This window comes from Alteromonas marina (assembly GCF_000808575.1).
Taxonomy (GTDB): Bacteria; Pseudomonadota; Gammaproteobacteria; order Enterobacterales; family Alteromonadaceae; genus Alteromonas; species Alteromonas marina_A.
Map to the genome: position 1 here is coordinate 76663 of NZ_JWLW01000012.1, position 20655 is coordinate 97317.

17 protein-coding genes are annotated in these 20655 nt (G+C 40.6%); 15 read left to right on the forward strand and 2 right to left on the reverse strand.

Annotated features, from left to right (window positions below; genetic code table 11):
- Positions 1 to 82: 82 nt before the first annotated feature.
- The 15 genes from RJ41_RS06015 (at position 83) to RJ41_RS06085 (ending at position 18114) form a co-directional block, all read left to right on the forward strand.
- Positions 83 to 2620: a hypothetical protein gene (locus tag RJ41_RS06015; protein WP_039218250.1), complete on the forward strand. Its 2538-nt coding sequence runs from the start codon at positions 83 to 85 to the stop codon at positions 2618 to 2620.
- Positions 2617 to 3582 (forward strand): glycosyltransferase family 2 protein, encoded by a 966-nt coding sequence (locus tag RJ41_RS06020; protein WP_084081781.1) that lies wholly within the window; start codon positions 2617 to 2619, stop codon positions 3580 to 3582. Before RJ41_RS06015 ends, RJ41_RS06020 begins: the two co-directional genes overlap by 4 nt.
- 2 nt (positions 3583 to 3584) lie before the next feature.
- On the forward strand, positions 3585 to 4694 hold the full coding sequence (locus tag RJ41_RS06025; RefSeq protein ID WP_039218252.1) for a glycosyltransferase: 1110 nt from the start codon (positions 3585 to 3587) through the stop codon (positions 4692 to 4694).
- Positions 4687 to 5703 carry a polysaccharide deacetylase family protein gene (locus tag RJ41_RS06030; protein ID WP_039218255.1) on the forward strand — a complete coding sequence of 339 codons (1017 nt, stop codon included), beginning with the start codon at positions 4687 to 4689 and terminating at the stop codon, positions 5701 to 5703. The genes RJ41_RS06025 and RJ41_RS06030 overlap by 8 nt, the downstream gene beginning before the upstream one ends.
- Positions 5703 to 6776, forward strand: a complete 1074-nt coding sequence (locus tag RJ41_RS06035) for a GNAT family N-acetyltransferase (RefSeq protein WP_039218258.1) — start codon at positions 5703 to 5705, stop codon at positions 6774 to 6776. The genes RJ41_RS06030 and RJ41_RS06035 overlap by 1 nt, the downstream gene beginning before the upstream one ends.
- Before the next feature lie 12 nt (positions 6777 to 6788).
- The gene (asnB, locus tag RJ41_RS06040) at positions 6789 to 8669 is read left to right on the forward strand and encodes an asparagine synthase (glutamine-hydrolyzing) (protein ID WP_039218260.1); all 1881 of its coding nucleotides are present in this window, start codon (positions 6789 to 6791) and stop codon (positions 8667 to 8669) included.
- Positions 8650 to 9726 (forward strand): acyltransferase family protein, encoded by a 1077-nt coding sequence (locus RJ41_RS06045; RefSeq protein ID WP_052235411.1) that lies wholly within the window; start codon positions 8650 to 8652, stop codon positions 9724 to 9726. Before asnB ends, RJ41_RS06045 begins: the two co-directional genes overlap by 20 nt.
- Entirely contained in the window at positions 9726 to 10829 is a 1104-nt protein-coding gene (locus tag RJ41_RS06050; protein WP_039218264.1) for a glycosyltransferase, read from the forward strand. Before RJ41_RS06045 ends, RJ41_RS06050 begins: the two co-directional genes overlap by 1 nt.
- Complete coding sequence (locus RJ41_RS06055) at positions 10822 to 12105, forward strand: O-antigen ligase family protein (protein WP_052235412.1); 1284 nt, start codon at positions 10822 to 10824, stop codon at positions 12103 to 12105. The genes RJ41_RS06050 and RJ41_RS06055 overlap by 8 nt, the downstream gene beginning before the upstream one ends.
- Positions 12098 to 12961 carry a glycosyltransferase family A protein gene (locus RJ41_RS06060; protein ID WP_039218267.1) on the forward strand — a complete coding sequence of 288 codons (864 nt, stop codon included), beginning with the start codon at positions 12098 to 12100 and terminating at the stop codon, positions 12959 to 12961. The genes RJ41_RS06055 and RJ41_RS06060 overlap by 8 nt, the downstream gene beginning before the upstream one ends.
- 6 nt (positions 12962 to 12967) lie before the next feature.
- Positions 12968 to 14452 carry an oligosaccharide flippase family protein gene (locus RJ41_RS06065; RefSeq protein ID WP_052235413.1) on the forward strand — a complete coding sequence of 495 codons (1485 nt, stop codon included), beginning with the start codon at positions 12968 to 12970 and terminating at the stop codon, positions 14450 to 14452.
- A gap of 1 nt (position 14453) precedes the next feature.
- Positions 14454 to 15236 carry a hypothetical protein gene (locus tag RJ41_RS06070; protein ID WP_039218269.1) on the forward strand — a complete coding sequence of 261 codons (783 nt, stop codon included), beginning with the start codon at positions 14454 to 14456 and terminating at the stop codon, positions 15234 to 15236.
- Between the two features lies 1 nt (position 15237).
- A complete protein-coding gene (locus RJ41_RS06075; RefSeq protein ID WP_039218272.1) occupies positions 15238 to 16086 on the forward strand; it encodes a transglutaminase-like domain-containing protein in 849 nt (282 codons plus the stop codon).
- Between the two features lie 6 nt (positions 16087 to 16092).
- Positions 16093 to 17031, forward strand: coding sequence for a hypothetical protein (locus tag RJ41_RS06080; protein ID WP_039218276.1), 939 nt, complete (start codon positions 16093 to 16095; stop codon positions 17029 to 17031).
- Between the two features lie 231 nt (positions 17032 to 17262).
- The gene (locus RJ41_RS06085) at positions 17263 to 18114 is read left to right on the forward strand and encodes a glycosyltransferase family 2 protein (RefSeq protein WP_156964762.1); all 852 of its coding nucleotides are present in this window, start codon (positions 17263 to 17265) and stop codon (positions 18112 to 18114) included.
- A 129-nt stretch (positions 18115 to 18243) separates the two neighbouring features.
- Here the strand turns inward: RJ41_RS06085 and RJ41_RS06090 are convergent, their stop codons facing one another.
- Together RJ41_RS06090 and RJ41_RS06095 are read right to left on the reverse strand one after the other, a co-directional pair.
- Positions 18244 to 19281, reverse strand: a complete 1038-nt coding sequence (locus tag RJ41_RS06090; RefSeq protein WP_039218281.1) for a glycosyltransferase family protein — start codon at positions 19279 to 19281, stop codon at positions 18244 to 18246.
- Positions 19282 to 19388: 107 nt separating this feature from the next.
- Positions 19389 to 20618 carry a polysaccharide pyruvyl transferase family protein gene (locus tag RJ41_RS06095; RefSeq protein WP_156964763.1) on the reverse strand — a complete coding sequence of 410 codons (1230 nt, stop codon included), beginning with the start codon at positions 20616 to 20618 and terminating at the stop codon, positions 19389 to 19391.
- Positions 20619 to 20655: the final 37 nt, after the last annotated feature.

Sequence of the window (20655 nt, forward strand, 5' to 3'; positions counted from 1 at the left end):
TGGCAATTCCATTGGCATACTAGAGCCATTATGCATATGTTCATCAAGAACATTGCTCACGGAAGAAATAAAGAAAGCAGTAATGACACAAACGGTTGGAACTATCCAGATTGCCTCTTTAGCCAAAGAGACGTGCGGACATTTTAAAACAGGTTTGCCCTGCCCTAAGGGAATGTGGCTCGCCGTCACTCAATTTCGGCTTGCCGCAAACGGAATACTCCTAACTGATGCTTTTATCAAAACCTCGCAGCTATGGCCAGATGGTTCAATAAAGTGGTTGTTATGTGAAGGTTTGATTGATTTACAGCGCCATTCGGTAAGCGATGAAATAGTTCTGACGCTAGAAGCGGTGGTGAGCGACTCACCATTGAACAAGCTTGTCTCACCTGTAAACAATAACGATGAGGCGCTTTCACTGTCTCTGGGCAGTGGCAAAACATTCACAATTAACAAAGCCAAGCCTTTTCAGTTTGTAACCGACAAGCACTTATCCAGCTCTTTCGATATTGTTGATATTAATCCTCAATCGATAACCCCTATTGCATTCTCTTATGCTCTTCATTGCAATAACAACGAATACAGCGCATTAACCGTTGAACAAAAATACGAGATTAGGCTTGGCAGCGATAAAAAGCTGATTGTTGAAACAGAAGCGTCAATCTTCCTTAGTACCGGAACGGTTTGTGCTCATTTAACAATGCGAAACCCAAGCGCTGCGTCACACCCAAATGGGAAGTGGGACTTGGGAGACCCAAACAGTATTTATTTAAAAGAATGCTGTATCTCGTTCAAAGGTAAATCGCTAGAGCCTACGCTGACGCTAAATTCAGATGACTTTAGTTCATCTGAACATGAAGAGCTGACACTTCATCAGGCTTCCAGTGGTTTTGAAAACTGGCAAAGTCCAGTTCATGTAAATCAAGACAACGTTAACTCGCTTCCGTTTCGCGGTTTTAAACTTTACCAACCAGACCACTTATTGCTTTCGGGTGACCAAGCAAAACCGCAAATTAAGATTTCAAACATCGGTAGCACTTTTAGTATTCATGTTGATAAGTTTTGGCAAAATTTTCCTTCTTCAGCACATTTAACAGCAGACAGTTTGAGCGTTAGCTTGTTAGGTTCTAGGTATAGTGAGAATACTGAACTCCAGCCTGGTGAACAAAAAACAAGACGCATTTCAATCGCACCTTTTAGCATACAATCACTGCAAGTAGTCATTGATAGCGCTTGGTTAAAAAACGCATCTGTTTTGCCTTTTCTCCCTTCTAAATCATGCGAGTTTGACTCTCTTATAAAAAGTGGCATTGAAGGTCCGTCTTCTTTTTATCAAAAGCGGCTCGATATTGACGAATTTGGCTGGCGACATTTTGGTGAGCTTTATGCGGATCACGAAAAGGCACTCGCACCTGACGAGCCCTTTTTCGTGTCACATTACAACAATCAATACGACCCTATATTTGGAATGCTGATGCAGTGGTTGTTAAGCGGCGATCCTCGTTGGTTTGAACTAGCCGATGATCTTGCCAAGCACGTTGCAGATATTGATGTGTATCACACCAGTGACGATAAGCCCGAGTATAGCGGCGGATTGTTTTGGCATACGGACCATTATGTTCAGGCATATACCGCATCTCATAGAACGTACTCTAAACACCAGCCGTCTGGTGTTTACGATGATCATGCTGGAGGCGGCGGTCCGGGTGGGCAACATTGTTATACCAATGGTCTCACTTTGCATCATTTGCTTACTGGCTACACACCGTCTCGAGACGCCGCATTATCCATAACGCAATGGGTAACCAATTATTATGAAGGCGACGGTACGTTTGTAGGCGCCCTGCTTGCGTTTAAAAATAGCGATATTCCTGGTGTTAAAAATGTAAAAACAGGAAAGTATCCTCTAGACAGAGGTACGGGTAACTACCTGCAAGCAAGGCTAGATAGATACGAACTACAAGGTTGTGATAGTGACATTGAAGCAGCGTCCTATATTATAGCGAATACGGTCTCCCCCACCGATGACTTCGACCAATTGCAATTGGATAATGTCGAAGCAACGTGGTTTTATACTGTATTCCTACAAGCAGTTTGCCGATTTATATCACTTAAAGAACAGCGCTGTGAATATGACTCGAGCTATCAATACGCAGTAGACTCACTTACTCACTATGCCAATTGGATGGCTGTGAACGAATATGCTTATCTGGACAAGCCTGACATTCTTGAGTTTCCGAATCAAACGTGGAGTGGGCAAGACCTAAGAAAACTATGCGTACTGCATTTTGCATCTAACTATTTAACTGAAGCCCAACGTACACTTGCTGAGCAAAAAGCCGAGCAACTAGCAGATACAATTTTTCAACGCCTTAGTACGAGTACAGAAACGAGTACCACGCGCGTACTTTGTTTAATGATGCAAAACGGTCATTACTCCGGTTTTAAGCAGGCTGCCCGCCCTCTTTCATCGACTTCTACACAAAAAGGTCAGGCATTAACAGAAAAATCCAATTCATTGAGTTTTCTTTTGTCCTACCTTATCGATTTATCTCCGTCTAGAGAGAGAAAACAGCTAGTGAAACGTTTTCCACAACTTCAAAAATGGTTAGGTAAACCATGAGTATTAATACGTCTTTTATCATTCCTCATAAGGGGCGTGAAGACATGCTCATTGAAACATTAACAAGTATTGCGGGCCTAACAACCCCTAAAGAGCAATACGAAGTTGTTTTGGTAAGTCAGAATAAAGAAATTTCAAATACGCTCAGCGCATTTATCAAAACAGTAAATTTGCGAGTTTTATATAACGACGAAAATAACACGATCTCACATTCTAGGAATCTGGGTGCCGGCTTGGCGACAGGTGAATACTTGGCATTTTTAGACGCAGATGTTGCACTTGCTTCGAATTGGCTAGACGTGATGATTGATACTCTCAAAACACGAGACAATACGGCTCTAGTTAGCGCCATGCAGGTGAACAGCCCTAACGCGCCGCCTCTAGAGAGAATAAGAACGGCGTTAAGCAATGCTGAACTTGATGTGCCTGTCAGTTTTCTACCTGGCCGCAACTTATTTCTTTTAAAGGAAACGTTCGAGGCAGCAGGTAAGTTCCCTGAACACCTTCATACTTGTGAAGATTATTTCTTTACCGATAAGGTTAGTAAATTAGGTGAGTTGTTTTATACCTCACAAACCCAGTATATTCACATTGGCGAAGACAAAGCTTACGCACCGATGTATAAAAAAGAAATATGGCGCGGCCAGTCCAATATTGCATCTTTAAAAGGAAGGCGCATTCCGCTAAGAGAATGGCCAAGTTTTGTTGTTCCTTTTGCATTTACAGGTGGTCTTTTACTGGCTTTACTCGCGATAATATTCTCGCAACCTATTGTCGCTATAGTTATGTTAGTAGGCGCTTTACTGCCTTTTACAGCCTACACGTGGCGACTAAAAAGGCTTGTTAAGCAGCAAGTAACTTGGTGGCATTGTTCACTTTTTTATCTGCTTTATTTTCCGGCTAGAGCACTTGGAACATTAATAGGAGTACGCGGCGCTGTTAGTACCAGCTCGCATAAATAACAATGAAAGTTTTACAGTTTATTTGTTCAACCGGTTTCTACGGTGCAGAAAGATGGGTGTTAGCGTTATCAAAGCATTTGCCAGATAGTGTTTCGAGTGAACTTGTTGTTACCTTAGAGCCGGGTACAGAAGAGCTAGAGCTAGTAAAACAGTTCAAAGCGATAGGAAAAACTCACCACATTCCTATGCAGGGTCGTTTTGACCTGCGTGCCGTTTCGAAATTGGCGGATTTAATTCAAGAACAAGATATCGATATTATCCATACTCACGGCTATAAGTCAGATATTTTGGGCGTAGTGGCGGCTAGAAAAGCAGGTATTCCGTGTGTTGTAACACCCCACGGCTTTGAAAATGCTGCCGACTTGAAACTCCGTCTCTTTATTTGGTTAGGATGTCAGTCGATGCGCTTTGCCGACAAAGTTGTTCCACTTTCTAAACAACTAATGAGTGATGTGGAGAAGTTTAATATATCGCCTGACAAGCTTGAGTATATCCAAAATGGCGTAGACTTGTCTGAAGTAGAAGCCGTTAGACAAACAAAAACAGACAAGCCAAAAGAAAAGAAGACCATTGGCTTTGTGGGCCAAATGATCAGCCGGAAAAATATAAAAGCCATTTTAGACTGCTTCGAGTCTTTATATAAAAAGCGTCAAGATATTGAATTAGTACTGCTGGGTGACGGCGAAGACCGCCCCAGCTTAGAGGCGTATTCAAAAACACTGGCTAGTGCCAGCGACATTCATTTTTTAGGCTTTAGAAATGACAGGCTACAGCTGCTGCGCGACTTTGACTTGTTCGTAATGACATCGACGCTTGAAGGCATCCCTCGCTGCTTAATGGAAGCATGCGCCATGGAAATTCCGGTGTCTGCTTATGACATTGCGGGTATCGACCAGCTAATAACACACAACGAGTCTGGTTTATTGGCTCCTCTTCACAACAGCAAGCAGCTTGAGAAAGACTGGGAAAGACTGCTAGATGACAAAGCGCTCGCCACCTCACTAGCTCAAAACTCAAAGTCGTTTGTAGAAGCCAATTTCTCTGCTAAGAGAATGGCTGATGAATACCTTGAATTATTCGAAGGAATCCTGAAAGAGAGTGTAAATGCATAAACAGGACGTGTTATTTGTTTTAACTATTGATACTGAAGAAGAATGGCAGTGGGACGAAGAGTTTCCGCAGCATAACTGTTCGGTTGAAAACGTTGAAAAGCTTCCTGCATTTCAAACTTTCTGTGAAAGCCTTGGTATCCGTCCTACGTATTTTGTTGATTACGCCGTTGCAAGCAATAATGTTGGTAGTCAAACTCTGCGAACCTTTGCTAAGTCTAACAGCGCGGAGATTGGAGCACATCTACACCCTTGGTGTAACCCTCCCTATTTCGGTAAGACAACCGAAGCGGGATCTCACGTAATAAACCTTCCTTTAGAGCAAGTAGAGCAAAAACTCGATGCACTAAACGCCCTTTTACACGACGAAATAGGCGTTCGCCCACAGTCCTTTAGAAGCGGGCGATGGGGCGTAAGTGCCAAAATGCTTAGATTACTTGCATCAAGAGGCTATGTAGTAGATTCAAGCGTTTATCCTTTTTACAGGAACGACTATTTTAGCTGCCTAGGTGCACCAGAATCGCCTTATTGGCCTTCGTTTGACAACGCACTGGCTCCTGGAGAGCAGCGTCAACTGCTTGAGATCCCTGTTACCGCAGGGTTTAATATTCAAAACTTCTCTCTTGGTGAACGCATTCATAATCGACTATCTAAACCGCCTTTTAATTGGGTTAAATCTGTCGGTCTGCTTTGGCACAGTAAACTTTTAAGAAAGATTTATTTGAGTCCAGAGCTTACCGAAATCGAAGACATGCTTGCGTTAGTCGACCAAAGCATTCAGAAAAAACAACCCGTTATTCATATGTACTTACACAGCTCTAGTTTAATCGACGGAGCAACGGGCCTTTTAGATGGGGCAAATGCATTTGAAACAATATGTCAGCGCATTGAGGTTGTTACTCAACACTTAGTGAAAAATGCCAATGTTAAATTTTGCACTATCTCAGAAGCCAAGGTGCATTTAAGTAACCGCAGCGCTTCAAGCGGTGTTATTAAAGGTGAGCAAAATTAATGACGGCACAACAAAATACAAAGTTACGAATAGCGTCGGCCAGCGACAAACCTTTGTGGGATGCCTATGTATCACAACACAAAAATGCTTCCGCTTATCACAAGTTTGCGTGGCTTGAAGCGGTAAAGGCCGCTTACGATCATTCAATGCTTGGCGTTATTGCCACATGTGCTAATACGGGGCAAGTTGTTGGTGTTTTCCCTGCTGTTTTAATGAATATACCTTTGCTGGGCAAGCAAATATGTTCTTTACCTTATTGCGATGTAGGCTATGGCTTAGCCGACAACGACAAGGTGTTAAATGACATGCATGCGCTTCTTGCTGCGCAGATGCGAAACGTAACAGGAAAAAAATTGGAAATTAGAGGTATAGAACAATCACCTTTAGACAAAATCCAGTTTGAGAACAAAAAAGTACGTATGCTTTTGCCACTGCCTGAGTCAAGTGAAATACTGTTATCAAGTTTCAAATCTAAATTACGCAGCCAAATAAGGAAGGCGGAAAAAAATGGGCTTACCTTTGAGTTAGGCACATCGAACGTACTAGTAAGTGATTTCTACAACGTATATGCTCAAAACATGAGAGATCTTGGCTCTCCTGTTCACGCTGAAAAATGGTTTAAGGCGATTATAAAAAGTTACGGCCAAAGTAGTTTAATTAGCGTGGTTTATCACGATGGCCAGCCTATTGGTGGTGGCGTTATCATAAAATCGGGTGACAACGCTTCTATTCCATGGGCCTCAACACTTCGTGACTTCAATCGCCTTGCTCCTAATATGTTGTTGTATTGGTCTTTGCTTTCCCATTGCGCCGACAATGGCGTGAAAGTTTTTGACTTTGGCCGCTCAACCTTTGAAGAAGGCACATATAAATTTAAAAAACAATGGGGCGCAGAACCTCAACTGCTTAACTGGCAGAGTTTTGATAAAAACAATGAGTTGATAGACGCTAAAAGCGACGCTAAGTCAGGCTCAAGCAGGGTAAGAGAAATAGCCGAAAATATTTGGCGTGAACTTCCCTTAAAATTTACCATTGTAACTGGGTCAATTCTTCGACCTTATATCAGTTTGTAGGGATAACCATTCATGTGTGGCATTGCAGGATTTAGCCTTTTTAATTTCAACGAAGGCGGTGAAACTTTATTAGAGGCTATGCACAAGGCTATTCATCACAGAGGCCCGGATGCCAGCGGCATGTATATTGATGATCATATCGGCCTTTGTCATAGGCGGCTGAGTATTCTTGATCTCTCAGAAGCAGGCAATCAGCCCATGTACTCGAAAGAGGGTGACTTGGTTATTGTTTTTAATGGCGAGATCTACAACTTCCTTGAATTGCGAGCCGAGCTTGAAAACGACGGTGTTACATTTAAAAGCCATACAGATACCGAAGTTATTTTAGAGCTATATGCACGCGAAGGAACCGAGTGTTTAGATAAACTAAACGGAATGTTTGCCTTTGCTCTGTGGGACAAAAACAAGCAAGAATTGTTCATTGCACGAGATCGATTGGGTAAAAAACCCCTTTACTATTTTAATGATAATGGTCGATTTGCGTTTGGCTCTGAGATTAAAGCTATATTGGCGCTGGAGAACATTCCAAGAGAAATTCGCTTAGACGCTGTATATGACTTCTTTGCATATCAATACGTTCCCGACCCAAAGAGTATTTTTAAGCACATTCACAAGTTACCACCTGCTCATTATTTAATGCTTAATAAAGACGGTTTCAGCATTCATGAATATTGGGATTTGAGCTTTAAAAACACGACAAGTGCCAGTGAAGATGCCAATAAAGTTCAGTTAAAGACCTTACTTGAAAAAGTAACTAAGCAAAGAATGGTAAGTGATGTTCCGCTTGGGGCTTTCTTAAGCGGCGGTGTAGATAGCTCGGGTGTTGTCGCAATGATGGCCGAGGCTAGCGAAACACCTGTGAAGACCTGTACCATCGGGTTTGATAATAAAGACTTTAACGAAGCAGATTTCGCCCGTGAAATAGCTGAAAAATACGAAACAGAGCACCATGAATTTACCGTTCACCAAAACGTCAGCGACAGACTAGAACATATCGTGAGCTTTTTTGATGAGCCTTTTGCTGACCCTTCACTTGTGCCAACTTTCTTCGTTTCAGAATTGGCAAGAAAGGCAGTGACGGTCGCCCTTGCAGGAGACGGGGGCGATGAGATGTTTGCTGGCTACGAAAAGTACACAATAGATGATGTTGAGAACAAGCTAAGAAGCAAATTCCCCGAAGCGGTAAGAAAATCCGTTTTTCCACATTTAGCCAAGTTAGCTGGGAAAGTGCCAGGTACGGTCGGGAAAAAAGCCAAATCGTTGCTTACGAGCTTGTCTCATGAACCGGCTATGGGCTTTTATATCACTAACAGTATGATGACTGACGAAATGTGGCAAAGCCTAGTCAAAGCCGATCTAGCAAAAGAACTGGCTGGTTACCATCCCAGTCAATATACCCTAGACATGTATAACAAAGCCGACGGTCCAGACCATTTAAGCAAAATTCTTTACACTGATATTAAGACCTACATGACAGGCGATATCTTAGTAAAGGTTGACCGCATGAGCATGGCAAACTCGCTTGAAGTAAGGGCGCCTATTCTCGACTACCAAGTTGCAGAGTTTGCCGCTACCCTGCCCTCTTCACAAAAATATAGAGACGGTGAGAAGAAGTATTTACTTAAAAAAGTGTTTAAGCCCTTTATTCCTGATTCGCTGCTGTATAGAAAGAAAATGGGGTTTAGCACGCCGTTGGATGAGTGGTTTAGAGGTGAGCTGAAATCACTGTCTGAATCTCAAATTATTGGTTCACAGCGCGGGCTTTGCGACATATTTGAACGCGGTGTTATAAACAAACTTTGGGAAGAGCATCAAACAAGCAAAGCTGATCATGGCATAGTACTGTGGAGCATGTTGATGTATCAAATGTGGTATGAAAAATATGCAGCGTAATTTTGCTTTAGACTGCCTTAGAGCGCTGGCTATTATGCTGGTGTTTACGGGTCATACCGTCAATAGTTTTGGTTCTCCAGCATATCTTTACCCTCTTCAATTTGGTGGTACTGGCGTCGACCTTTTTTTTGTGCTCTCCGGATGGTTAATAGGCACACAACTTTTTAAAGAACAATCCACATTTGGCAATATTCAGGTATGGCGTTTTTGGGTGAGACGTTGGATGCGGACAATGCCAGCTTACTACGCGGTCTTGTTCCTCACCCTCTTTCAACAGTATTTAACGAAAGAGAACTTCAATTTTCCTTGGTTACATCTCGTATTTCTCCAAAACTACCAAGTCGATCTGCAGTTTTTTTACATCAGCTGGTCGCTGGCACTGGAAGAACAGTTTTATTTGTTGATTGCACCACTTTTGGTTTTCACATTTCGTTTTTCTAGAATGGTGCAAGGTACGATTCTTTGCGCTCTTTTATTCGCCCCTTCACTGTTCCGTTATTTTGACCTCTATCAATCATTAAACCAAACTCACGTCCGTTTAGATTGCTGTGCAATGGGCATTTTCCTCGCTTACCTAAAACACAGTTACAAACGCCTTTGGCTGACATTCAGTACAGGCAGTAAATGGGGTTTCCCACTTGCATTGGCTACGTACTTCTTTTTCTTTGTTGCATGGTACAACAAGCAATGGAATGTGCCGGAACCCAGTAAATTGTTCCTCGCCGCGTTGTTTGGCATTTGGATAATATGGTCAGACTCTAATCAACTTAAGTTTAACGAAGCGACGAGCAAGCTTGTTATACACATTTCAACTCGCTCATATGCCATGTACCTGTTACACGTAGATGCGCTGGTCATCACCCAGCGCTTCTTCAGCGAAAATGTAAACTTCATTGTTTATTATTCAATCGCCCTTCTTATAACGCTAGTTGGCGCTGAAGTACTGTATCGTTTAATTGAAACACCTTTTATGAATGCGAGGAAGTATTTCTCGTTGTCAAAGCCTAGAATGAACATAGAACCACTGTTCCCCAAGACTGAAGGGCTAACCAAATAATGCTTAAAATTGTGCATATTACGTTTGATATGAGAATTGGCGGAACGGAAATGGTCATTCGCAATATTATAGAAGGCATGCGAGACTCGTTTTTTGAAATGTCAGTATTCTGTATTGAATCTCCCTTAGGCCCTTGGGGAAATGAACTTCAACAAAAAGGCATACCCATTACCAGCACACAGCGCTCGCCAGGGTTTGATATCTCACTAATAAAGAATATACGGCAATATGTGAGAGAGAATAACATCGATATTGTTCATTGCCATCAGTACACGCCTTGGGTCTACGGCGCATTAGCAACATGCTTTACAAAAACCAAAGTTATATTTACTGAGCACGGTCGTTTCTACCCTGACTCGGCAAGCTGGAAACGAAAATTGGTAAACCCTTTATTAGTGTCTCTAACGGACAAAATTACATCAATTTCCAACGCCACAAAGCGAGCGCTAACTGAATTTGAATCAATCCCGGCATCAAAAATTCAAACAATATACAATGGCATTCATCCATTAGAACGTGATCACCAACAAGTGCTTACGCTAAGAGACACGTTAGGGATACCGAGAGAAAACAAGATATTAGGCACCATTGCACGATTTGATCCTATAAAAAATCACCAAATGATGCTTGAGGCTTTTTCAGTCGTACTAGTGTCTCACCCGAATACCACCTTGATTATGGTTGGTGATGGAGAAGAAAGAGATAATATCGAAAAGGTCATTCGCGAATTAAATATAGGTAACAATATCATTCTCACGGGCTATCAAAGTTCACCGACACACTTTCTCGCACTTATGGATATTTTTCTTTTATCATCACTAAGCGAGGGAACATCGATGACGCTTCTAGAGGCCATGTCGTTGAGCAAGCCTTGCGTGGTAACTGATGCAGGTGGGAACGCAGAAATTGTGCTAAATGGTGAAACCGGTGTAGTAACGCCAAATGATGACGCGAACAGTTTTGCTCAAGGCATAAATAATCTTCTCTCAAATGGCTATTCGACGCTATCACTTAACGCAAAAAGACGATTTGAAGCGCATTTTTCCGAACAAATAATGAACACACATTATCAAGACGCATATTTGAGCTTAAACAATGATTAGACTCCTCACTATATTAGGGTTGTTGGTAAGTTTATTTTTGCTTTCTAGCGCACCTTGGGCCTCCGCGGTAGCCTACACGCTTGTTTCAATTTTACAGCCTCAATATGTGTGGTTCTGGAGCTTTGAATCTATACCAATATTTAAAATCACTGCAGCCTTGGCAATACTCGCATGGGGTATCGAGCTAAGCAGAGGCAACATAAACTGGCAGGTGTATAAAACTTGGCAATTTAAAGGCATAGTACTCATTTGGGCATGGATGCACTTATCTAATTTCTTTTCTCCATTCAGTTACTACTATGCTGGTATCGGTGCTGAAATTGTATTAGGTACCATGAATACGATTGTCATCATGTACTTTATTGTTCTTGGGCTGATTAACAATGAAAAGTCGCTCAAATGGTTCGCATACGTTCTTGTTCTGGTGGGCATCTACTACACCTATTGGGCAAACGACCATTATTTATCGAATAACTGGTCACAATTTAAAAATGGGCGCCTAAATGGTCCTCGTGGTAGTCCATATGGGGATGGTAATGCGTTATCCATCGTTTTAATTGTTTGCATGCCTTTTGTATTATTTGGTATCCAACACTTTAAACAGAAATGGCTTCAAGTATTAATGATACTTAGCTTACCACTAATGTGGCACGCACTTATTCTTTTTGCTTCTCGCGGCGCCTTGCTCAGTGCTGGCGTACTCACCTTATTTGCCGCTTCGTTAATGAAGTCAAAAGTACTAAACAAAGCGTTGGTTTTAGGCTTCTTAACCATTATCATCGCTCAAGGCGGGGCACTATTAGATCGCACTAAAAACACTGTCTCGGCAGCACAAACTAATTCTGAAGAGCCGTTGAATCCTAGGCTTGTTTCTTGGAAAATTGGGGCAAAACTGATCGGCAAATACCCCATTTTCGGCGCAGGTCCACAACGGTTTCAAATAGCATCTGCTACCCATTTCCCCGGCGAGTCACCTCACGTTGCACATAATACGTTTTTCAACTTTTCTGCCAATACGGGGTTATTGACAGGCTTGGTCTTCATTTCATTCTTTTTCGCCTCATTTAGACAATACAAAAAAGTAAGAGATTCCACCGAATTTGGCTCGACTTTTCACTACATTAATCGCAGTTGTGCAGCAGCGTTACTCGGTTTTTTTGTAGGTGCTATATTTTTGGATCTCATTATATTTGAGCCCTTTTATTTTTTACTCGCATTGATAAGCGCCAACTATATATTGGCGACAGAGGCAGAAACGGAGAAAGTGGGTGAATAACAAATACAATATCATCATGTTTGCCTATAACGAACAAAGCAACATTGAAGCCTCAATAACCAGTGTTTACCATAATGTAGATAGTCGGCTTCATACCTTCTATATTCTTGCTAATGGCTGCAGTGACGCTACGATTCCCATTGCCGAAAAAACAAAGAAGAATCTTCAATTCGATAATCTGAGTATCATTGAGATCGAGGAAGGAGACAAGTGCAATGCATGGAATATGTACATGCATAATATCGAAAATGAAACTGATGCGCATTTTTTCGTAGACGCCGATGTAAACTTTACTTCGAATAGTTTCCCGCTTATGTTTGATCACCTCATGGCGAAAGATGAACAAACAGTCGTCATTGCGGGCATGCCGCAATCTGGACGAAATTTACAGTTCTACCGAAGTTTAGTTAAAGAAAGGGCATGTTTTTTTGGTAACCTTTATGGCATGAAAGGTAGCTTTATCAATCGTATAAAAGAAGATAATTTTTATTTACCCAAGGGGCTAAATTGGATCGATTCGTTTTTAACAAAAGCCGTAAATACTGATCTACAATTTTTTAATTATAATCTTCCGAACAGAACCACCTATATTGACGATGTGGGGTATTACTTCGAGAGTTTATCACCGTTCCGTCAAAGTGATATAAAGCTTTACTTCAATCGAATTGCTCGATATGAGCTAGGAAAACTTCAGGAAACCTATCTAGATGCGGTGTCCGTCAACGAGTGGCCTAGCGACATGGGTGAAATAAATCAAAAAATAGCAGAAAACATCAAGTTCCATACGGTTAACCTGTCTTGGTTTAAAACACTTTTAGTCAAGAAGCGCTTGAACAAGCTAGTCAAAAGAGCATAAGAAGAAATGAGTAACGCGAAAAAAAGTGCTATTGCTAGTTTTTTACTGGTTTCTGAATCTTTTATACAGAAGCTTATCGGTTTAGCAAGTACTCTTGTTCTAGCCCGTTTTCTCGTGCCAGAAGACTTTGGCATAATTGCCATGGCAACGCTTTGCATCTACCTGGCTGAAGTATTATCCGACACAGGAAGTCAGCAATATATACTAAGTGCAGAACATGTCGACAACGATGTCGTCAACACCAGCTTCACTATAAATTTGATTTTTCGAGTAACTTTTTCGGCTCTCGTCGTACTTCTAGCGCCATTTATCGTCGATTATTATGAAGACCCCCGCCTATTCAACATCATATACGTACTGGCTGGTTTAACCGTATTAAACTGTTTACGCAACCCTGGACTATGGTTACTTAAACGCGAACAACAATATGGAAAAATTGTTAAATGGGGGCTTATCGCGAAATGCCTTTCGGTTGCCGTTTCTATTACTATGGCCATTGTATTGCAAAATTATTGGGCAATATTACTTGCACAATTAACGAGCGCAATATTTTTCCTCGCCGTCTCTTACTATATTCATACCTTTAGACCTAAACTCGTTCTCGTCAATGCAAAACGACAATGGCGATTTTCAATGTGGGTAATGCCTCAATCATTATTAGGGTACATAAGGACACAATTTGATACGCTATTTGTGAGCTCATTGTTTTCCCAGTCCGCTTTAGGCAGTTACCACACGATGAAGTATCTCGCCTACATCCCTTGCTCTCATGTACTTGAGCCTGCCACGCGCCCGCTTCTAGTTGAGCTTTCTAAAATAAAAAACAACCCAAGTCATTTTGCTACGCAATTTAACGTAACATTATTGTTAGTAATGAGTTTAGCCCTACCCATAACTGTATTCCTTTTTTACTACAGTGTAATCGTAGTAGATGTATTACTAGGGGAAAATTGGTCGTCTTTTTCCCCCCTACTCGGCGTTCTCAGCTTAATCATCCCTTCCTATTTAATTTTTCATCATAGCAATAGAGCCGTTTATGTTTACGGTCAAACGAAAATCGCTGCAGTGTATGAGTTGTTGTCCATGACCTTCCTAATTGCCATTTTAGTAACAGTTAAGTTTGACAGTGTTATCCAATTTGCAAAAGCCAAGGTGTGGGTTGAGGCAATAGCCAGCATTACTTACCTCATCTACGTAAGTACAAAGTATAATGGTATGGGCAGTACGTTTCGCATGCTTGTAATACATTTACCTGTTATCTTTTCCTGCTTTTTCTCAGTATTTATCTGTAGCAAAGTCCCCTCATTTGAGAATTCATTATTGGCTCTACTAATAAGTGGAACGGTTTTCGTGGGCACATTTTTGACGAATATGGCAGTATTTCTTTTTATGCTTAAAGGCACTAATCGGGAATGGGCATATATCTATAACCTCATCAATCGCGCATGCCTGCCAGTTCTAAGAAAGTTAGCTCTCAATAAGGAGCAATAAATTGAAAATCGCTATCGTAATACCGTTAAAGGCCAAGAAAGTTGCAGGTAATTGGAAAATCGTCGAAGACAGCCTTTTCAAAACACTTGAATCCATCAGGCAACAAACAGATTCACACTATTATGCTTGCGTAGTAGGCCATGACAGCCCTCACTATTTAACAAATAATACGAAGTTATTTGAAAATATTGATTTCGTTAACTTTGATGAAATTGCGCCACCAATACTTTGTAATAATTCCTCAAAGAACCAAGAAAAATTTGAAAAAGATAGATGCGCAAAAATTCAAAGGGGGTATGCATATCTTTTAGATAAGTATGACGACGTTACCCATTTGTTTCCACTTGACGCCGACGACTTACTTCACAAGGACTTCGTAAGAACCCTCGGAGCACTTAATCAACCAAACTATATCATCGAGAACGGCTATTTTTATTACCTTTCCAGTAGGCTAGTTAACAAAACAACATCCTTTAGTACTTACTGTGGCTCAAGCGCTATTTTATCCCGGCAACTGCTAGAACAAGAACGCGAACAAAACGGACGCTTTCTGTTTAAACATATAGGTCACGTGAACATGAGAGACTACTTGGATAAATCAGGCATCGCTTTTGTTGTGCCCCAAAAACGATTAGTTATGTATGTTAGGGATAATGGAGAGAATATTAGTCGCCAAGTAAATGGCTCGTTTGCACGTAAGCTCAAAAGAAATGCCATAATGAGACTAAAATCAATCATGCTTTCCACTCCCTATATCGTCAAAAAATTTGGGGTAAACGAGTAAAATGCACTACAACGCTAAAATCAGAATTCTTGCGTATTTTTCATTTGCCATGGCCTTTTTTCTGCTAGGCGTAAACCTATATGGGCTGACACAAAGTTTGAGACCTCAAGGACTGTCTCCAGACGTTTTGCGGTTTGGAGAATACGACGTTACACTAGATAGTAACCAACTACTTGAGCAAATCGAGCGTCGAAAAAACGAAAGTAAACTAGAATACGCTAGACGCCTAACCCATGTATACGCAGATGGTGTCGCCCACGTTGATTGGGAACGCTACGAACCAGATAAGTTTAATCAACGGGTTCCCCTATGGGAGAACTTCATTCTTTTTGCGATGGGTCACGTCAGTAATATCCCCGAATTCGAGAGGTATCACTTTAGTAATCCACGTAAAAGTATTGAACGAGGCATAGGCATATGTGGTGACGCATCTATGACAATTTCATCACTTCTAAATGAGCAGGGAATTCAAAACGAAATCCTTACTACGCCTGGCCATGTCATGGTAGAAGCGCAGATAGACGGCCATTTTTATTTACTCGATGGAGATTTTGGCGTATTTCTAGAACGTGGGATTGACTATTATCGCAAACATCCAGATGAGATGGTTAGAGCATTTCGGTCACAATTAGGTCGCACAAACGATGGTGAGAAATTGATTGCCACCAATATTGCCGAGAAAGGCGTTACCCGATGGAATGGAAGCAAGCATTTTATTACTAAAAAGTACTACTTTGAAAAACTGGCTTACCCTTTAAAATGGATAATTCCTATATTGCTTCTCGTATTCAGTTTTATCGTTTTATTAAAGAGACCGATAACGCTTAGCGTAAAAAATAAAAAAAGCTAAAAATATATGAGTAAAAATAGTGTTGCAATAATAACGGCTATCGGCAACCCTCTGGCCTATAAAGATTTTGATGTCGTTTTGACGATGTTCGAACTTCAAGTAAAGTCTATCGCCAATTTAAAAGGAAACTTTAAGTATTACTGTGTTTCGAACCACCATCCAAAAGTAAAAGCCATTTTAAATAAGCACTTAAACAATGATAAATATGCTTTAATTGAAGTAGACTTTTTACCGCCTTTGCGAAAGGGGGAGCAAGCGGGCCATAGAACTAGTCACAATTATAATATATTTATGACAGATAAAGGGTGCAGGCTCATAAGTGGGTTTACCTCCTCATTGCCAGACAATCTTCATTTCACTTTCTTCGTAGATTGTGATGATTGGATAAATGAAAACCTGATTCTCTATTACGAGAACAATACCAGTGACATTTGTTATGTAGACAAAGGATACATAATTGATTACCGCAACAAAAAATTAAAGCCCTGTCATGGTCTATTTCGATTTTGTGGAAGCACTGTTGCTTACAGCACTGAATTTTTAAAAAAAGAGTTCGCTCACGAATTAGAATGTTTAGACTCAATGAAAACTAAAGAAGATATAATCAACGCCTTCGGTAAAGATACTGTAGCACTCTTTTTTGGTGATCATATGGAGTGGTTTTGGCGATATGTCGGGAGTAATGTAAAAATAGAAAAAGTGCCTTTTTTCGCCGTATACTGGGTAATTAACACTAGCCAGAATGTCTCTGGGAGCGCTTATACTAGTAAGTACTGGCCAGACTACAATCTGGATACAGGTAAACTAAAAAGAACACTCAAAAATTCCACTAAGTTTATCTATCAATATACAAGGCAACTGATCCACGCAGCCTTAGTCAAAAAATCATTCAAGGATAAAAAGTTATATTTTTCTGTCAGTGATTTAATGAGCAAGAAGCACTAGCTTTCAAATCAGAAAGAAAATGACTTTCACAATTTCTATCCGAAATAAAATCGCCAGTCGAAAATAAGATACCTTTATGAATACTCTAATTTTACCAATAAATGAATTCCTATCGCGTAAAATGCTCGCGAGTAAACACTCCTATCTGATATCTTTGTTTAACATCAAAGATAGTAGCCCGTCGTTTCTGCGTAACGAAATATGCAATAAGCTAAGAAGGAGTATATAGAAGTGCTGTTCTCAATGATTGTAGTTAATTATTACTCAGAAAAACAAATAGAAAACTTGCTCAGTTTACTCTGTATAGAGAAACATACCGACAATTTCGAAGTCATTGTCGTATCCAACAGCGGAGTGATAACTTCTCCTGCAATACTCCGCTACTGCCGAGTGTTGTATCCAGATACAAACTGTGGATACGCCCGCGCATGTAACTTGGGAGCAAAAAATGCAAACACTGACATCTTAGTTTTCTGCAACCCAGACATTCATTCAACCTTTGCTCAAATTAAAGAGTTGGTTGACATAACGAAACGTAATGAGTCAATTGGATTATTGTCGATTGATACTTCCAATAGCCTCGGAAAGGCTTCAAATGTAACGATTCAAAATACTTCAGACAAAGTCATTGGCTGTCTTTACGTATTTAGACGAAGTGTGTTTGAAGGCTTGTCAGGTTGGGATGAAAATTTTTTCCTTTGGGGTGAAGACACCGACCTATGCTTAAGAGTCAGAAAGTTAAACTTATCTACTTCTGTTGCACAAAATTCAGGAATAACGCACGACGCTGGGGTAACTTGGAGAACTAGTCAACGTGAGAAAAACATTCTCTACACGAGAGTATGGTTGAGCAGCCAGACATATCTACAGCTCAAGCACGCCGGTATTCAAGCAGCTTGGAAATACTTAGTTAAACAAATCATGATTGAGCTGGTAAGGGTTGTGACACGCAAGAAGCCGCTAGGTCGAGCTCACCACTCCTTAACTCATCTGAAATTTTGCACGTTTTTACTTTTGAAAGGAAATTCGATAGAAGATTGGGTTAAATTTAATGGCGAAAAGTACAAATGGCAAACTGTTTAACGTCCTGTAGTCACTAGCCAGGTCTGGAAGCAGATGAGACCGTCTCAGTTTAGGAGGAAGTTTCCCTCCCCACAAAGCCACATAGACGTCATAGCCCCCAATCCAGATAGGCGATTTTTTAAGGTATGTCTAATTACCCTTGTATTCTTTAAGTATTTTCTTGATTTTTGATTTGACGGCATTGGGCATGATAATTCTTATTAAACGCCCTAATAAAGAATGCTCTTCTGTCATCAAATCAATGTGAGGTACATCCGCTTCACTCCCGTCTGTTAAAGAAAAGAAATCTTCTATTTTTTTGAATACCTCATTAAGTCGAACTTCAACACTACGCTCGCGATATATGTCTAAAAATGAATAATCACTAGGAATTGGTGTACCTGTTTCAAGCGAATTGAGAATTTGCTTTACATCATATGCAACAGAATAAACACCAACCTGCCCAGAGTTAAAACCTGGATCAAGATAATCAGACAATGCATCGTTGATACTGGAGTAAACAATACACCCGCAAGCTAATGCTTCAAGGGGGGGTAAGCCAAACCCCTCAGTCGTCTTCATGCGAACCCAATGACCTACCGAATCATACAGGTAAACTTTCGAACGACGAAAATATGGAGATAGCGACTCTACCCATTCATCCAACACAACGACATTGCAGTGCTTACTGAGTTCCGGCGCTAATGTATTTATTAGATAATCAGAAGACTTTCGTTTTTGAATAAATACATCAATATCTTTTTCCGTATCATCAGCGTAAAACTCTGAATCAAGCACATTGGGTACGGTGAAAATAGGGTTTCTTGGATTCAGTCGTCCACGAATAGCTTGAGTATTCTTGCTCACGCAAACAATGGGCACGCCATCATCAAGTTCTAAATCCCAGCCGGTACTATGAGCAAAATAAACGACTTTTAGGCCTCTAGAACGAAGTCTTTTTGCTAGGTCGGTTACATGAGGCCCCCAATGAATAACAAAAATACAACTAGAAAGCGTGTTATCTGAAGTAAAGATGTCATCTAAATTCCTGTACCGTTCATCCGGAGTTCGGTATGTGATTATCTCAGCTTCAGTGAAGTTTTTACATAAGTCGTAAAACCGAATTTGGGCGAGATGCCCACCGGATTGGATGTCTGCATCTGGCACAAGAAACATGAGTTTCATCATAAGTTAACTATTCCTTCGCATTGGAGGCTAGAGTGCTTGTTGCTTCAAGTAGTTAATTAACTAAAATTTGTTTGAACAAAGAAGCGCACATTAAAAATTATGCAATATCACCGAGTCAATTTAGTATAAATTTCATACAGAAAGTTAATGGTATACAGAATCCAGAGTTTAGGATGTAAAAGTCTCCATCGAGACCGCGGCTTTCGTTGTACGATAAGTTCACTGAGCCGCCCATAGCTTGTCGCCTTATCTTTAAAGAAATCACAAGCCTTTTGAGTTTGTTCAACGGCGAGATCATAATTACCCATTATTTTGTCGAATTTCGAATAGAGTCCCTCAGCGGTCAATTCTTGTAAAGGGAGACCACAATCACTTATGCCCGCATCACTAAGATATGACTCAGATTTCAAGTTGTATGTCAGACCGATGAACGGAGTAGCGACAAGGGTAGAAAATATCATGGCATGTAACCTACAACAAATCGCCATGTGAGCTTTATCGAAAATTGACATAACCTCATCTAAAGAAACTGCACTGGTGATGATTTGCGTGCTATTTTTGTTCGTCATATGAGATTGTATAATTTCGCAAATGTAAGTATCTGCAATTTCATCAGGACTATTTCCAACCTTAGACACCGTATTGTATTCGTCTGCCATCGATACAAATACTACATTCATTCCGTACGTAGAGATTATTCTGTCAAGAGTTACCGCGATATTTTTATATTCTTTTGTTCCCCATTTGCTTGAATTAAATTCAGGCGATCTAATCGACATAGCGATGAATTTATCTGGCAAATCCAGTGTACAATTTCGATATTGAGGAGTTAGTAATTTTGCGCCATGGGCAAATGTTAAATCGGATACTTCGGTAAGTTGCGACTGATTAAGACCTAACTCAATTAATTTTTTTGCGCTATTCGAATCTCGAATAAATGCGAGTGCTACATTAGGAAGGCTGTATTTAAGGAATAGCATTCCCAACTTGCTTACATGTTTCAAATTTACCCCAGCACCAACAAAAAAAGTAGGCGTGTGGGTTATCCTAGCCATCGCAAGTAATAACAAGTTATTTGAAGCGGTAATGACATCTCCCCCGCCAAGGATGAGCGCGTCTGATTTTCTCAATGCCAGTAAAAAAGCAAAAAAATTAGAAGCGCTGCCCATGTTTTTGATATTTAAATACTCTACGACATTTTCATGAGACTCTGATTGAGTACAAACATCTATAACTTCCACATTACTTTTTAGCAATTTCAAAAGAGATATTAGTAGTGCATGATCCCCTTTATTTTGACTGGTCGCATGAACATGCATCAAAAGCGTCTTTTTCACCAAAAAGCTCCCGTTTAATAGAAAGTAGACCCACTAG